This is a genomic window from Microbulbifer sp. SE14 (genome assembly GCF_059834885.1).
In genome coordinates this window covers 30,183-45,802 of record NZ_JCBAJA010000010.1, presented here as the reverse complement: position 1 = coordinate 45,802, position 15,620 = coordinate 30,183, and the positions used below count along the sequence as shown (strand labels likewise).

Annotated in this window: 15 protein-coding genes; 8 read left to right on the top strand and 7 right to left on the bottom strand. The window is 63.8% G+C overall.

The window, feature by feature from the left end:
• Positions 1-21 precede the first annotated feature (21 nt).
• From AC6R19_RS09230 to trpC, 7 genes are all read left to right on the top strand, one after another.
• Positions 22-738 carry a nucleotidyltransferase family protein gene (locus tag AC6R19_RS09230; RefSeq protein WP_500579513.1) on the top strand — a complete coding sequence of 239 codons (717 nt, stop codon included), beginning with the start codon at positions 22-24 and terminating at the stop codon, positions 736-738.
• A gap of 10 nt (positions 739-748) precedes the next feature.
• On the top strand, positions 749-1,414 hold the full coding sequence (gene rpe / locus AC6R19_RS09225) for a ribulose-phosphate 3-epimerase (protein WP_500579512.1): 666 nt from the start codon (positions 749-751) through the stop codon (positions 1,412-1,414).
• A 384-nt stretch (positions 1,415-1,798) separates the two neighbouring features.
• Positions 1,799-3,313, top strand: coding sequence for an anthranilate synthase component I (trpE, locus tag AC6R19_RS09220; RefSeq protein ID WP_500579511.1), 1,515 nt, complete (start codon positions 1,799-1,801; stop codon positions 3,311-3,313).
• Entirely contained in the window at positions 3,300-4,148 is an 849-nt protein-coding gene (locus AC6R19_RS09215) for an ion transporter (protein ID WP_500579510.1), read from the top strand. Before trpE ends, AC6R19_RS09215 begins: the two co-directional genes overlap by 14 nt.
• A complete protein-coding gene (locus AC6R19_RS09210) occupies positions 4,145-4,723 on the top strand; it encodes an anthranilate synthase component II (protein ID WP_500579509.1) in 579 nt (192 codons plus the stop codon). Before AC6R19_RS09215 ends, AC6R19_RS09210 begins: the two co-directional genes overlap by 4 nt.
• Positions 4,724-4,931: 208 nt before the next feature.
• Positions 4,932-5,999: an anthranilate phosphoribosyltransferase gene (gene trpD / locus AC6R19_RS09205; protein WP_500579508.1), complete on the top strand. Its 1,068-nt coding sequence runs from the start codon at positions 4,932-4,934 to the stop codon at positions 5,997-5,999.
• Positions 5,996-6,811 carry an indole-3-glycerol phosphate synthase TrpC gene (gene trpC, locus AC6R19_RS09200; RefSeq protein WP_500579507.1) on the top strand — a complete coding sequence of 272 codons (816 nt, stop codon included), beginning with the start codon at positions 5,996-5,998 and terminating at the stop codon, positions 6,809-6,811. Before trpD ends, trpC begins: the two co-directional genes overlap by 4 nt.
• A 333-nt stretch (positions 6,812-7,144) precedes the next feature.
• Here trpC and crp read toward each other — a convergent pair whose 3' ends face one another.
• The gene (gene crp / locus AC6R19_RS09195) at positions 7,145-7,780 is read right to left on the bottom strand and encodes a cAMP-activated global transcriptional regulator CRP (RefSeq protein ID WP_500579506.1); all 636 of its coding nucleotides are present in this window, start codon (positions 7,778-7,780) and stop codon (positions 7,145-7,147) included.
• Between the two features lie 329 nt (positions 7,781-8,109).
• Here crp and AC6R19_RS09190 point away from each other — a divergent pair, with 329 nt between their 5' ends.
• Positions 8,110-8,517 carry an OsmC family protein gene (locus tag AC6R19_RS09190; RefSeq protein WP_500579505.1) on the top strand — a complete coding sequence of 136 codons (408 nt, stop codon included), beginning with the start codon at positions 8,110-8,112 and terminating at the stop codon, positions 8,515-8,517.
• Between the two features lie 220 nt (positions 8,518-8,737).
• On the opposite strand, the gene coq7 is transcribed toward AC6R19_RS09190, so the two are convergent.
• The 6 genes from coq7 to AC6R19_RS09160 all read right to left on the bottom strand — a co-directional run bounded on the left by coq7 (position 8,738) and on the right by AC6R19_RS09160 (position 15,520).
• The gene (gene coq7 / locus AC6R19_RS09185) at positions 8,738-9,382 is read right to left on the bottom strand and encodes a 2-polyprenyl-3-methyl-6-methoxy-1,4-benzoquinone monooxygenase (protein ID WP_500579504.1); all 645 of its coding nucleotides are present in this window, start codon (positions 9,380-9,382) and stop codon (positions 8,738-8,740) included.
• Positions 9,383-9,454: 72 nt separating this feature from the next.
• The gene (gene purD / locus AC6R19_RS09180; RefSeq protein WP_500579503.1) at positions 9,455-10,747 is read right to left on the bottom strand and encodes a phosphoribosylamine--glycine ligase; all 1,293 of its coding nucleotides are present in this window, start codon (positions 10,745-10,747) and stop codon (positions 9,455-9,457) included.
• Between the two features lie 143 nt (positions 10,748-10,890).
• Complete coding sequence (purH, locus tag AC6R19_RS09175) at positions 10,891-12,504, bottom strand: bifunctional phosphoribosylaminoimidazolecarboxamide formyltransferase/IMP cyclohydrolase (protein WP_500579502.1); 1,614 nt, start codon at positions 12,502-12,504, stop codon at positions 10,891-10,893.
• 212 nt (positions 12,505-12,716) lie between these two features.
• A complete protein-coding gene (gene fis, locus AC6R19_RS09170) occupies positions 12,717-13,025 on the bottom strand; it encodes a DNA-binding transcriptional regulator Fis (RefSeq protein WP_500579501.1) in 309 nt (102 codons plus the stop codon).
• Positions 13,022-13,972: a tRNA dihydrouridine synthase DusB gene (gene dusB, locus AC6R19_RS09165; protein ID WP_500579594.1), complete on the bottom strand. Its 951-nt coding sequence runs from the start codon at positions 13,970-13,972 to the stop codon at positions 13,022-13,024. The genes fis and dusB overlap by 4 nt, the downstream gene beginning before the upstream one ends.
• Positions 13,973-14,368: 396 nt before the next feature.
• Positions 14,369-15,520: a DUF3426 domain-containing protein gene (locus tag AC6R19_RS09160; RefSeq protein ID WP_500579500.1), complete on the bottom strand. Its 1,152-nt coding sequence runs from the start codon at positions 15,518-15,520 to the stop codon at positions 14,369-14,371.
• Between the last annotated feature and the right edge of the window lie 100 nt (positions 15,521-15,620).

Sequence of the window (15,620 nt, the reverse complement as noted above, 5' to 3'; positions counted from 1 at the left end):
AGAAGAGAACAGAATATCCCGATGACCGACAGTACAGATAACCCGATTCCCGCCGCCATGGTGCTGGCCGCCGGCTTCGGCAAGCGCATGCGCCCGCTGACCGACAACCTGCCCAAGCCGCTGCTGCCAGTGGATGGCAAGCCGCTGATCGAGTATGCCCTGGAGCGGCTGGCGCGTGTCGGTGTCAAGCGCGTGGTGATCAACCTGGGCCACCTGGGGCACAAGATCCGCGAGCGGCTGGGCGACGGCGCGCGCTGGGAGCTGGATATCCGCTACTCGGTGGAGAGGGAGGAGGAGCCCCTGGAGACTGCCGGCGGTATATTGAAGGCCCTGCCGCTGTTGGGCGAGGGGCCCTTCCTGGTGGTCAACGGCGATGTCTGGTGTGACTTCGATCTGTCCCAGTGGATCGAGCGGCCACTGCCCGCGGGCTGCCCCGGGCGCCTGCTGATGGTGCCCAACCCGCCGCACAATCCCGAGGGCGACTTCGGCATCGATGAGGGCCTGCTGTCCGGAACCGCCAAGCCCCGCTACACCTTCGCCGGCATCAGCTGGCTGCGCCCGCAGGTGCTGACCGAATACCCCCACGCGCGCGACTGTTTCGGCCTCGGCGAGGTATTCACCTACAACGAGGACCGATTGCAGGCGGAGCTCTACGAGGGCGACTGGTGCGATGTGGGCACTCCGGAACGCCTGGAACGGCTGGATACACGCCTGGCAGAAAGCAAAGCGAACAAATAAGGATTTCGAAATGTCGGATTACAGGATTGCCCCTTCCATTCTCTCCGCCAACTTCGCCCGCCTGGGCGAGGAAGTGGACGCGGTACTGGCCGCCGGCGCCGACTGGGTGCACTTCGATGTGATGGACAACCACTATGTGCCCAACCTGACCATAGGTCCGATGGTGTGCCAGGCCCTGCGCAAGCACGGGGTGGAGGCGCCCATCGACGTGCACCTGATGGTGGAGCCGGTGGACGACATGATCCGCATGTTCGCCGATGCCGGCGCCACCTACATCACCTTCCACCCGGAGGCCTCGCGCCATGTGGACAGGTCCCTGCAGCTGATCCGCAGCCTCGGTTGCAAGGCCGGCCTGGTGTTCAACCCGGCCACCGGCCTGGACGCGGCCAAGTACGTGATGGACAAGCTGGATATGATCCTGCTGATGTCGGTCAACCCGGGTTTCGGCGGGCAGAAATTCATCCCTGCGACCCTGGACAAGCTGCGCGAGGCGCGGGCGCTGATCGACAAGTCGGGCCAGGAGATCCGCCTGGAGATCGACGGCGGCGTGACCCGCGACAATATCGCCGAGATAGCCGCCGCTGGCGCCGACACCTTTGTGGCCGGGTCGGCGATCTTCAACGCGGATGACTACGCGGAAGTGATTGGGGCCATGCGCCGGGAATTGGCAAGATAAGTTCTGTAGGGTGGATGAGCGTCAAGGCAGAAAGCTGCTCCCTGCGTTTTCTGCATGACTGCCATCCATGGCGGCTTCGCATCCGCGGCATGATGGTGGATGCGCTTAGAGCTTATCCACCCTACGAGTCCCCTGTTTCCAAAACCCTTGCCCGCCCCAACATGGATTTGTACACTTGAGCGCCTGCAACGAGGGAATGTCCGTGAACCACACTATCCCCCACAACACCAGCTGGCGATGGCGCCCCTGATCCGCTGAGGCCAAAATCGGTAATCGATACCGTCCGGCCGCCTTTCCCGTGGGCGCTTTCCCCTTCTGTACCAGGGTTTGGCCGCCCGCCAACCGAATCTCGATAAGCAATTCCGAACCCTGGAGTCGTCAACCATGACCCCAAGTGAATACGCCCAACTTGCGTCCGCGGGTTACAACCGCATACCGCTGGTGCGCCGCGTGCTGGCGGATATCGAAACGCCGCTGTCCACCTACCTGAAACTGGCCGCGGGCCGTTACAGCTATCTGCTGGAATCGGTGCAGGGCGGCGAGAAGTGGGGCCGCTACTCGATTATCGGCCTGCCGGCGCGGACGCTTCTCCGTGTGCGTGGACATGCAATCACGGTGGAGCGCGACGGCGACGTGGTGGAGCGGTGCGAGTCCGACGACCCACTGGCCTTCGTCGAGGAGTTCCAGCGCCGCTACCGGGTGCCGGAGCTGCCGGGCCTGCCGCGCTTCAACGGCGGCCTGGTGGGTTATTTCGGCTACGATTGCGTGCGCTATATAGAGCCGCGCCTGGCCGATAGTGCGCCGCCTGACACCCTCGGCAATCCGGATATACTGCTGATGGTCAGCGACGAGCTGGTGGTGTTCGACAACCTGGCCGGGGCGGTGATCTTTATCGTGCACGCGGATCCGGGGCAGGAGAAGGCCTTCGAACGCACCCAGCAACGCCTGGACGAACTGGTGCGCAAACTGGCGCAGCCGCTGCCGGACACTGTGCCGCTGGACCTGGACGGCAACGCCATCGACGAGTCCGCGTTCAGGTCCCACTTCGGCGAGGCCGCCTTCAAGCGCGGTGTCGGCCGGGTGAAGGAATACATCCTCGCCGGTGACGTGATGCAGGTGGTGCCGTCCCAGCGGCTGTCCGCCCCCTTCGACGCGCCGCCGCTGAATTTCTACCGCGCCCTGCGCAGCCTGAACCCGTCTCCCTACATGTACTTCCTCGACCTGGACGATCACCAGGTGGTTGGTTCCAGTCCGGAGATCCTGGTGCACCTGGAGGAGGGCGAGATGACCGTACGACCGCTGGCCGGTACCCGCCGCCGCGGGGTCAGCGAGGAGGAGGATCAGGCGCTGGAGCAGGAGTTGCTGGCGGACCCCAAGGAGATCGCCGAGCACCTGATGCTGATCGACCTGGGGCGCAACGACGTGGGCCGGGTGGCGGAGACCGGCAGTGTGCAGGTTACAGAGAAGATGGTGGTCGAGCGCTACTCCCACGTAATGCATATCACCTCCAATGTCACCGGCAAACTGAAAGCCGGCCTCAGCGGCATAGACGCGCTGCGCGCGGCCCTGCCGGCCGGCACTCTATCGGGCGCGCCGAAGATCCGCGCCATGGAGATCATCGACGAGCTGGAGCCGGAAAAGCGCGGTATCTACGGCGGCGCCGTGGGCTACCTGGCCTGGAACGGCAATATGGACACCGCCATCGCGATACGAACTGCGGTCATCAAGGATGGTCAGTTATATATCCAGGCCGGCGCCGGCCTGGTGGCCGACTCGGATCCCCAGTCCGAGTGGGACGAAACCATGAACAAGGCCCGCGCGCTCTTCCGCGCCGCTGCGATGGCATTGTCCAGTAACAACCGTGACACAGTGAAAACCACCTGCGATGAACGAAGTTAGTATCCCGCAAAAATTGACTCTGGCCGAACGCTGCGAGCGCATCGTCGCCGCGCCGCTGTTCAACCAGGTCGTCATCGGCCTGATCCTGCTGAACGGCGTCGCCGTGGGCCTGGAGACCTCCACCTGGGTCACCGAGCGTTTCGGTGAACTGCTGGGGGCAATCAACCAGCTGATCCTGACCGCCTTCGTCGTCGAGGCGGTGGTCAAGATGGCTGCCCACGGCAACCGCCCCTGGCGTTATTTCGCCAGCGGCTGGAACTGCTTCGATTTCAGCATAATCGCCCTGAGCCTGATTCCGGCGGCCGGGCCCCTGGCGACACTGGCGCGCCTGGTGCGGGTACTGCGGGTACTGCGCCTGGTGTCGGCCTTCCCGGAGCTGCGCCTGCTGGTGGACACGTTGCTGAAGAGCCTGCCGAGCATGTTCCACATAGCGCTGCTGATGGGCATCATCTTCTATATCTACGGCGTGGCCGGCTATTTCCTGTTCCACGAAATAGACCCGACCCACTGGCGCAGCCTGCCCATCGCGCTGCTGAGCCTGTTCCGCATCGTCACCTTCGAGGACTGGACCGACATCATGTACACGGCCATGGAGTCCATGCCCTGGGCCTGGCTCTACTTCATCAGCTTCGTGGTGATGGGCGCCTTCGTGATGATCAACCTGTTTATCGGCGTGGTGCTGAACAACCTGGAAGAGGCCAAGCTGCGCCGCCTGGATGAACTGCAGCTGCCGCCCAGCCAGACCGAAATACTGCGCGAGCTACGCGCGACCCAGGAGGCCCTGGCACGCCTGCAGCGGCGCATGGAAAAATCCAGAGGAGGAGCCGCCCAATGATTCTGATGATCGACAACTACGACTCCTTCACCTGGAATGTGGTGCAGTACCTGGCGGAGCTGGGTGCGAACGTGAAGGTAGTGCGTAACGACGAGATAGGGGTTGAGGACATTGACACGCTGGGGCCGGAGAAAATCGTCATTTCCCCCGGTCCCTGCACGCCGAACGAGGCAGGTATCTCGATGGATACCATTCGCCGTTTCGCCGGGCAGATCCCGATCCTGGGTATTTGCCTCGGCCACCAGAGCATCGGCCAGGTGTTCGGCGGCAAGGTGGTGCGGGCGCGCCAAGTGATGCACGGCAAGACCTCGCCGATAGTGCACAACAATCTGGGGGTCTTCCACGGCCTGTCCAACCCTTTCGAGGCCACCCGCTACCACTCGCTGGTGGTGGAGAAAGACAGCCTGCCGGAGTGCCTGGAGATCACCGCCTGGACTGAAACCGAAGACGGCGAGATAGACGAAATCATGGGTTTGCGCCATCGCGAGCTGGAGGTGGAGGGCGTGCAGTTCCACCCCGAATCCATATTGACTCAGCACGGCCACGATATGCTGAGAAACTTTTTGGAATCTTGACCGGATCCCTGTGTTGGGGTTCGCTGCGCTCACCCCAACCTACAATCTCAGCGGCATAGCCGTAGGTGGGGTTGAGCTTTGCGACCAGTTTGCCGGGAGCAAATTGGAGCACCGAAGGCGCCCGAAGGGTGAGCGCCATGGGTGGCGCGAGTCAAGCCCAACGACCAGGGCCGCCACAGTGCCCGACCACAGGGGAGGAGGAAGAATAATGAATATCCAACAGGCCATCGCCAAACTGGTCGACGGCGAACACCTGAGTCGCGCGGAGATGCGCGGGGCTGTGGGCCAGATAATGCGCGGCGAGGCAGAGGAGGCGCAGATAGGTGCCTTGCTGGTCGCGCTGCGCATCCGCGGCGAGACCGTCGATGAGATCGCCGGCGCCGTGGAGATGATGCGCGAACTGGCGAAGAAGGTGGACCTGGACTTGACCGATGCAGTGGATATCGTCGGCACCGGCGGTGACGGCGCCAATCTGTTCAATGTCTCCAGCGCCGCCAGTTTTGTCGCCGCTGCCGCGGGCGCGCGGGTGGCCAAACACGGCAATCGCTCAGTTTCCTCCAGCAGCGGCGCCGCGGACCTGCTCGAGCGCGCCGGTATCTACCTGGAGCTGACCCCGGAGCAGGTGGCCCGCTGCGTCGACACCATTGGCGTCGGCTTTATGTTCGCCCCCACTTATCACAGCGCCGTGCGCCACGTGGGCCCGGCGCGCAGGGCGCTTGGGATGCGCACAATCTTCAACCTGCTCGGCCCCATGACCAATCCCGCCGGCGTCAAGCGCCAGGTGATAGGCGTCTACGACAAGCGCTACTGCCGCATACTGGCGGAAGTGCTGCAGAGCCTGGGCTCCGAGCACGTACTGGTGGTGCACAGCGATGATGGCCTGGACGAGGTCAGCCTGGCGGCGGACACCTTTGCGGTGGAGCTGAAAGACGGTGAACTGCGCGAGCGGACCATTCGCCCGGAGGATTTCGGTATCGAGCGGCAGGGCCTGGACGGTCTCTGCGTATCCGGTTCCGAGGAGTCCCTGGCGCTGATCAGGGACGCCTTGGGCAAGCGTGTCACCGGCGCCGGCCGCAAGGCCGCGGATATCATCGGGCTGAACGCCGGCCTGGCGATCTACGTCAGCGGTGTGGCCGATACCGCCGGGCAGGGCGTGGCCATGGCCCAGGACGCCATATACAGCGGCCTCGCCGGCGAGAAGATCAACGACCTGGCCGCCTTTACCAGCGCCTTTCGCCCCGAGGCAGCCATAAGCGCAGAGGAGAAGCAGCCATGAGCGCGAAGGAGACCGCAGTGAGCACGCCGACCATTCTGAAAACCATCGTCGAGCGCAAGTGGCGGGAAGTGGCAGAGCGCAAGCTGCAGTGCTCCCTGGAGGACATGCGCGCGCGGGCGCTGGACCAGCCGGCGGCTCGGGGCTTCGTCGCCGCTATCGAACAAAAGCTGGCCAGCGGTGAGGCGGCGGTGATCGCCGAGATCAAGAAGGCCTCGCCGAGCAAGGGGGTGATACGCCCGGACTTTATTCCCGCGGAGATAGCCACCAGCTACGAGAAGGGTGGCGCCGCCTGCCTGTCGGTGCTGACCGATGTGGACTTCTTCCAGGGCAGCGACGCCTATCTGCAGCAGGCCAGGAATGCAGTGCGCCTGCCGGTGCTGCGCAAGGACTTCACCGTGGATCCGTACCAGGTGTGCGAGGCCCGCGCGATCGGCGCCGATTGCATACTGCTGATCGCCGCCTGCCTGGAGGACGCGCAGATGCGCGACCTGAATGGCCTGGCCCTGGAGCTGGGGCTGGATGTGCTGGTGGAAGTGCACAACAGCGAGGAACTGGAGCGGGCGCTGGCCCTGCCGAACCGCCTGATCGGCATCAACAACCGTAACCTGCATACCTTCGACGTGCAGCTGGAGACCACCTTCAAGCTGCTGGACCTGATTCCCGAGGACCGTATCGTCGTTACCGAGAGCGGTATCCACACCACCGACGACGTGGCGGCCATGCGTGGCCACGATGTGAATACCTTCCTGGTCGGCGAAGCCTTTATGCGCGAGGCGGAGCCGGGGCGGAAGTTGATGGAGATGTTTAACTGATACTCGGGACTCGGGACTCGGGACTCGGGACTCGGGACTCGGGACTCGGGACTCGGGACTCGAAAGAAATACTGAAACTTAATGCGAAGGCCCTGCTGCCGGTGGCTGTTTGCGGGACCTTCTGCGGCCAGGGATGGCCGTGGAGAGCGTAGGGCCGGCCCCGCGAGCGCAGCGAGTGCTTTGGGTCCAGGGATGTATTCACTGGGGGGCGCCTAGTTCGTGTCCCGCAAACAGCCACCGGCAGCAGGGCCGCCACTGGGCTAACTTAGGGGCGCCCCAAATGAAAAGGGCGATCACAAGGATCGCCCCTACGAATCGGAATCCGCTGGCTGTTCAGCGGGTGCCGTAGACCACCATCGTCTTGCCCTTCACCGATACCAGACCCTGTTCCTCGAGGGTCTTCAGTACCCGGCCGACCATCTCCCGTGAACAGCCGACGATACGGCCGATTTCCTGGCGGGTGATCTTGATCTGCATGCCCTCCGGGTGGGTCATCGCGTCGGGCTCGTTGCACAGGTCCAGCAGGGTGCGGGCCACGCGTCCGGTCACGTCGAGGAAGGCCAGGTCGCCGACCTTGCGGGTGGTGTTGCGCAGGCGGACGGCCATCTGGGTGGCCAGGGCGAACAGGAACTCCGGGTGCTGGCGGGTCAGTTCCTGGAACTTGCTGTAGGAGATCTCCGCCACCTCGCACTCGGTCTTGGTGCGCACCCAGGCGCTGCGGGTGTCCTGGTCGAACAGGCCCATCTCGCCGAAGAAGTCGCCGTCGTTCAGGTAGGCCACGATCATCTCGCGGCCCTCGTCATCCTCGATCAGCACGGTCACGGAGCCGCGCATGATGAAGTAGAGGGATTCGCAGCGGTCGCCGGCGTAGATGATGGTGCTCTTGGCCGGGTAGCGGCGCCGGTGGCAGTGGGCCAGGAAGTCTTCGATATTGCCGATAGTCATGTGTTCTTCAGTAGCAACCGTCACGGATCTACTCCTTATTTTTTACTCTTGTGCCTGATCCCGACCAGAATGCGCTGCAGCATTTGCGGATTATGGCGATAAATCACTGTCCCCAACAGTGGCCCGGCCCGGCAAAGGCCCGCAGTGTGACCTGCGACACTTTTTCCCCACCTGGCGGGTGCGATGCCAAACAGACCTTATAGCGGTTGCGGAGTTCACTGACAACCGCTGATGCCGGTGACCACGGATTCTCCTTTGGCGCAGGGCCACTATACCGAAAAACCGCTGCACTCAGGTTGCAACGGCGCAATATGCTAAGCTTCGCGCCCTCTTTAATCGGAAGGAGTCAGGAAATGCAGGGCAGAGTGACCTGGGTGGATGAGCTGACCTTTGTCGGTGAGGCCGGCAGTGGCAATTCGGTGGTAATGGAAGGGGGGCGCAAGAACAACGGCATACGCCCGATGGAGATGATACTGTTGGGGGTGGGCGGCTGCGCCTCCTACGACGTGGTCAGCATCCTGCAGAAGGCGCGCCAGGACATCATCTCCTGCCACTGCGAACTGAACGGCGAGCGCCCGGACGCGACCCCGGCGCCCTTTACCCGTATCGAGATGGAATTCGTGGTGCGCGGCCGCGGCCTGAAGGAGGCCCAGGTGGCGCGGGCGGTGGAACTGTCCGCCGACAAGTACTGCTCGGCATCCATCATGCTCAGGAACGCCGGGGTGGAGATAGTGCACAGCTACCGCGTGGAGGAAGTGTAACGGCGGAGCCTGTGTCGCAAAGCGGACTCCGGACGGCCCCGCTGCCGGTGGCCGTCCGCTCAACAGCCTCATCGGCAAACGTTTCCCCGCGTTCGCGGGGCAGGCACAGCGGCCCCCGGCCGCGGGGCCTTCGCATCGGGCGTCGCTATTCTTTGCGAGCGTGTAGTGGGCTTCGCAAGGCTCAGCCCAGCCTACGTCAACCTTCTGGCCCCAATCCTTATTAGACCCGGTAGCTGGTAGCGGTCATCACCCTGGAAACCAGCGACATCAAGCCCTTCAGCGGCGCCGGGAAGCGGGCGCCGCCGGCCTCCAGCGCGGCGTGGCCGTGTTCCTCCTCGTCGACCAGCATCTGCTCGACCACCGCGCGACTCTTCCGGTCCTGGACCGGCAGCCGTTCCAGGTGGCTCTGCAGGTGCTTGCACACCTGTTCCTCGGTGGCGGCCACGAAGCCCAGGCTGATGCGGTCGCTGACCTTGCCGGCGGCGGCGCCGAGGCCGAAGGAGAGGCCGTACCAGAGCGGATTCAGCAGGCTGGGGCGGCTGTCCAACTCGCGCAGGCGCTGTTCGCACCAGGCCAAGTGGTCTATCTCCTCGTCTGCGGCGCTCTCCATCTCGCCGCGCACTTCCGGCAGCTTGGCGGTCAGCGCCTGGCCCTGGTAGAGGGCCTGGGCACAGACCTCGCCGCTGTGGTTGACGCGCATCAGGCCAGCCGCGTGCCTGCGCTCGGCATCGGTCAGTTCCGCCTCCTCCTCGGACCTGGCCGGGGATGGGCGCGCGCAGCTCGGTGCGCCGGGGCTCAGGGTGCGCAGGGCGCGGTCCGCCTGCAGCAACAGGCGGTCGAGGCCGGTCAGTTTGCGCTCACTCATCTTCTACTGCTCCGCGTCTGTGGCAACTTCGGATAATGATCGCGGCCATGGGCGGATGGCCGCCCGCCGCTCCTACAGGGTGGCTTCCTCGCGCTCCACCGCGCGGTAGCCGATATCCTTGCGGTAGAAGACGCCGTCCCAGTAGATATTGCGGGCGCAGGCGTAGGCATTGGCCTGGGCCCCGGCCACTGTGTCGCCGAGGGCAGTGGCACAGAGGACGCGGCCGCCGTTGGTGACCACCCGCTCGCCGTCCAGGGCCGTGCCGGCGTGGAAGACCTTGGCGTTGTCGCTGTCGGCGCGCTCCAGGCCGCTGATGGCATCGCCCTTGCGGTAGCTGCCCGGATAGCCGTGGGCGGCCAGTACTACGCCCAGGGCGGGGCGCGGATCCCACTCCGCCTGCACTTCGTCCAGGCGCCTGTCCAGCGCCGCCTGGCACAGGTCCACCAGGTCGGTCTTGAGGCGCATCATGATCGGCTGGGTCTCCGGATCGCCGAAGCGGCAGTTGTACTCGATCACCTTGGGCGTGCCGTCTGGGTCGATCATCAGGCCGGCGTAGAGGAAGCCGGTGTAGGGCATGCCTTCGGCGGCCAGGCCCCTGACCGTGGGTTCGATCACTTCCTTCAGGATGCGCTGGTAGACGGTGTCGGTGACCACCGGCGCCGGTGAATAGGCGCCCATGCCGCCGGTGTTGGGGCCGGTATCGCCGTCTCCGACGCGCTTGTGGTCCTGGCTGGTGGCCATCGGCAATATGTTCTCGCCGTCCACCATCACGATAAAGCTGGCTTCCTCTCCTGCCAGGAACTCCTCGATCACGACGCGGCAGCCGGCCTCGCCGAAGGCGTTACCGGACAGCATGTCGCGCACTGCCAGTTCCGCCTGCTGCTCCGTCTCGGCGACGATCACGCCCTTGCCGGCGGCCAGGCCATCAGCCTTGACCACGATGGGCGCACCCATCTCGCGAATATACTCGACCGCCGGCTCTATCTCGGTGAAGTTGCGGTAGGTGGCAGTGGGGATCTGGTGGCGCTCGAGGAAGTCCTTGGTGAATGCCTTGGAGCCCTCCAACTGCGCGGCCGCCTTGCTGGGGCCGAAGATGGCCTGGCCGCGGCCGTTGAAGAAGTCGACGATGCCATCCACCAGCGGTGCCTCGGGGCCGACGATGGTCAGTTCGACGCCGTTGTCCTCGGCGAAATCCGCCAGCGCGGAGAAGTTGTCCACGCCGATGGCAACGTTTTTCAGCTTGGGCTCGCGCGCCGTGCCGGCATTGCCCGGTGCGACGAAGACGGTGTCGACGGCGGGGTTCTGCGCCGCCTTCCAGGCCAGGGCGTGCTCGCGGCCGCCGGCGCCAATTACCAATACATTCATTTTCAAATCCCCCTCAGTCGGCCGGTGTATTCCATTGGATGGGCTATTTTAGCCCGGAAATGCTTCGGGCAAGAAAAAGCCGGCCCATTGTGCGCCGGCTCATGTGACCAATATATGATCAGAGGTGCCTTTAATGGCGCCCCTCAATGACGAAAGTGGCGCATGCCGGTGAAGACCATGGCCATGTCGTGCTCGTCGGCGGCGGCGATGGTTTCCTCGTCGCGCATGGAGCCGCCCGGCTGTATCACTGCGCGGATGCCCGCGGCGGCGGCGTTGTCGATGCCGTCGCGGAAGGGGAAGAAGGCATCGGAGGCCATGACAGAGCCCGCCACCTCCAAGCCCGCGTGCTCCGCCTTGATGGCGGCGATACGCGCCGAGTTGACCCGGCTCATCTGGCCGGCGCCGACGCCGATGGTGCGGCCGCCCCTGCCGTAGACGATCGCATTGGACTTGACGAACTTGGCCACCTTCCAGGTGAACAGCAGGTCGCGGATCTCTTCTTCGGTCGGCTGGCGCCTGGTCACCACCTTCAGGTCGCTTTCGGTTATCGCGCCGTCGTCGCGATCCTGCACCAGCAGGCCTCCGTTGACGCGTTTGTAGTCCAGTGCCGGAACCCGCTCGTCGCCCCACTGGCCGGACACCAGCAGGCGCACATTCTTCTTCTCGGCCACCGCGGTCTTGGCCTCCTCGGAAACCGAAGGCGCGATGATCACCTCGACAAACTGGCGCGTGACTATGGCTTTCGCAGTGGCACCGTCCAGCTCGCGGTTGAAGGCGATGATGCCGCCGAAGGCGGACTCGGAATCGGTCTCGAAGGCCAGGTCGTAGGCTGCACCGATGTTTTCGGCGATGGCCACACCGCAGGGGTTGGCGTGTTTGACGATCACACAGGCCGGCTCGCTGAAGGACTTGACGCACTCCAGGGCCGCGTCGGTATCGGCGATATTGTTATAGGACAGCTCCTTGCCCTGCAGCTGTATCGCGGTGGCGATACTGGCCTCAGCGGGCCTGGCCTCCACGTAGAAGGCGCTTTTCTGGTGCGGGTTCTCGCCATAGCGCAAGTCCAGCTTCTTGATGAACTGGCTGTTGAAGGTGCGCGGGAAGGGCTGTTTCTCGCCATCTTTAATAGCACCGGCGCCAGTGGCGATAGAACCGGCGCCAGTGGCGATAGAACCTAAGTAGTTGGCGATGGCACCGTCGTAGCCGGCGGTGTGCTCGAAGGCCTTCACCGCCAGGTCAAAGCGGCTGGCCTGGCTCAGGGCGCCGCCGTTTTCGCGCATTTCAGTGATGATGTGCTCGTAGTCGCTGGTGTTGACGACGATGGCCACATCTCTGTGGTTCTTGGCCGCGGCGCGCACCATGGTCGGACCGCCGATATCGATATTCTCGATGGCGTCCGGAAGGCGGCAGTCCGGCCTGGCCACTGTCTGCGCGAAGGGATAGAGGTTCACCACGACCATGTCGATCGGGGTGATGCCGTGCTCTGACATGACACCGTCGTCGGTGCCGCGGCGGCCGAGAATGCCGCCGTGCACCTTTGGGTGCAGGGTTTTCACACGCCCGTCCATCATCTCCGGGAAGCCGGTGTAGTCGGAGACTTCCACCACCGGGATGCCGGCCTCCTTCAACTGGCGGTGGGTGCCGCCGGTGGAGAGGATTTCCACGCCCATGTCGTTGAGCTGTCGGGCGAATTCAACGATTCCACTCTTGTCCGATACGCTGATCAGCGCGCGGCGAATCGCAACCTTGTCAGTCATAGCAGTTGGTCCGTCTGAGTTTCTGAAAAGGGTAGTTGACCCCCGCTCGGGGGCTCTATTTGCTCACGGAGTCGATAGGCCGGAATCGAAACCAAAGTGCTGCACCGGATGAGCGGGTGCGGGCTAGGCAGATTGCACCGTCAGCAAATAGCGAGGGGGGATGAGTGACCCCATCCCCCCTCGAGTTGTTCGGCTGTAATGCCGCGGCTTGCTTACAGCAGCCCGTAGCGCTTCAGCTTCTTGCGCAGGGTGCCGCGGTTCAGGCCCAGCATCTGCGCCGCGCGGGTCTGGTTGTGGCGGGTGTACTTCATCACCACTTCCAGCATCGGCGCTTCGATCTCGGACAGCACCATGTCGTACACATCGGTGACCATCTGGCCGTCCAGGTGGCGGAAGTAGTTCTCCATCGCCTGCTCAACGGCGTCGCGCAGGGATTGCTGCTGCGGCTGTGCCAGTTGAGTCTGTCCCCCGGCGGATACCTCTTCGCTGCCGGTATCTGGAATCAGTGCTTCGTTGTTCATGCCGCTTGTGCCCCTCTCGTTATTCGGCGTTCAAACCACTGGTGAACGCTGGCATGTTGTGCTTCTGCGCTATCCAATTGGAAAAAGGTCTGGCGGAAGGACTCGCTCCCCGCGAGTGTCTTCAGGTACCAGCCCACATGCTTGCGGGCGATACGGACCCCCATCACTTCACCGTAGAAACGGTGCAATTCGCCCAGGTGGGCGAGCAAAATATCCCTGACTTCTTCCAGTGAGGGCTCGGGCAGCCGCTCGCCGGTGGCGAGGTAGTGGGCTATCTCCCGAAAAATCCATGGTCGTCCCTGTGCTGCACGGCCAATCATGACTGCAGCTGCGCCCGTGTAGTCGAGCACCTCCCGGGCCCGCCCTGCACTGGCGATGTCACCATTGGCGAAAACCGGAATTTTCACCCTGGATACAATCTCGGCAATGGTATCGAATTCGGCCTGGCCGCGATAGCCGCAGGCGCGGGTGCGCCCGTGTACCGCCAGTGCCGAGATACCGATGTCTTCGGCCATTCTGGCAACCGTGACCCCGTTGCGGGAATCCGTACACCAACCGGTGCGGATTTTCAGGGTCACTGGTACTGAGACGGACTTGACCACGGCTTCCAGAATATCCGCGACCAGTTTTTCGTCCCGCAGCAGGGCCGAGCCCGCCGCTTTCTTGCAAACCTTCTTCGCCGGGCAGCCCATATTGATGTCGATGATCTGGGCGCCGCGTTTGACGTTCTCCCGCGCGGCCTCGGCCATCATCTCCGGGTCGCCGCCGGCGATCTGCACAGAAATCGGTGCCCCGTCTGCACCGCTTTCGCCGCCGTGATCCAGTCGCAGCCGCGACTTGCGGCTGTTCCACAGGCGGGTGTCCGAGGTCACCATCTCCGAAACCACCAGCCCAGCGCCCAGCTTCCGGCACAGCTGGCGGAAGGGGCGATCGGTCACGCCGGCCATGGGCGCCAGAATTACCGGTCTGTCGATAATGTAGGGGCCTATGGCGATGGACACGATTGCTCCGCTCGGGCGTCGAGCCCTCGGCTCTGGAAAGGAGCCCTCAGCCCGATTAAAACTCAAGTTTCGGAGTTCACATCGAGGTCTGGGACGCTCCCGCCAGCAGGGCCGTTCGAAGCAATCTCACTCGGTATTGCCAAACTCTGTGAACTTCGGAACTTGAGTTAAGAGAACCTCGGCTCCGCTAAAAACAGCCGCCTATGATAGCCGCTGCCCCGACATTGGAAAAGCGAAAAAGCGCGCAAATTGATTGCGTTATGCGCGTTTAGCCTGAGGTTTGCGCAATTTTGGTGGTTCCGGGCGCCAGTTTGCAGTATCGGTATACAACGAGAATGTGACTCAGTGTGCAATATGCAGCTCGTAATTCACTGCCTCGCTGCCCGGATCGACGATTTCGATGGCGATGTGTACCGGGCTGCCGCTGGGCATATGCTTGCGACCGGCCAGTTCTCCCTGCAAATAGTCCCGGGGGGCAAAGAGGCGGCTGGCGACCGGCTTGTTCTTCAGGTCGGTGAAGCTGAGTTGCAGGCTCGGGAAGGGCTGGTCGAAGGGCGCCGTGTTGAGCAGCACTGCATCCACCACCAGGGCACCCTGGGTCTGTGGGTGGCTGCGCACTACCAGATTGGAGGTGCGGATCGCCTGCAGGTCCAGCAGGGGCGGCAGCTCGCAGTCCAGCAGCGGGCAGACCCGGGCGTAGAGGTCCCGCCACGGCTGCCGCTTGCTCAGGCTGTCGAAGCGGTAGTAGGCGAGTTGGGCCAGGACGCCGGCGGCCAGGATCAGTGCCAGCAGGACCCAGAGCCAGCCGGGGACGCGCCTGTCGCGCCGGGGTTTCCAGGCCACTTCCAGGGGGGGCGGCTCTATGGCAGAGATCAGCCGCTCGCGCTCCGGATCTGCGGAAAAGGGAAGGCTTTCGGGGGGCTCGCGCCTGCTGGCATGGGCCTCGATATGCTGCAGCCTCTCGGAGAATTCGTCCTCCGGTGCCTCTTCTTCCCAGCGGGTTGTGAGGGCGGGTTCACGTTTCTGCAGCGGTTCCGGGGATTCGTTGGTCCAGGGGGTGTCGTCCCAGCCCCCTGAGAGCAGGGCCTCACTGTCGTCCTCCTCATCCTCGGGCTCCGCGGCCGGTGCGGCGGCGATATCCTCCCACTGGCTGTCGCCGAAGGCCTCGCCGATCAGGGGTTCGTCCTCGATCTTCTCCGATTCGTCGGCTGCGCCTGCCCCCTTCATTTTTCCGGCAGGCACCGTCGGTGGCGTCGGCTCCTCCTCGCCGTCCAGGTCGATGTCGTCGTGGATCAGGAAGTCGTCGTCCTCCAGCAGCGCCTCCAGGTCTTTGCCTGCGGCCGGGTCGCTGTCGGTGAAGACGATATTCTCGTCGGCGCGGAAAACCTGCAGGCAGGAGCCGCAGCGCACGGCGCCGCGGGCGGCGCGCAGCTGCTGTTCATTGACGTGGAAGGAGGTGCTGCAATGGGGACAGCGGGTAACCAGTTGCGACATGCGAGTTGCGTAATTTTTATCGGGGCGCCAAGTGTATCAGCAGGTCGCGTAGGGGCGAACCTTGTGTTCGCCCGGGATGGGGTGGCAGTTGAACTTTAGC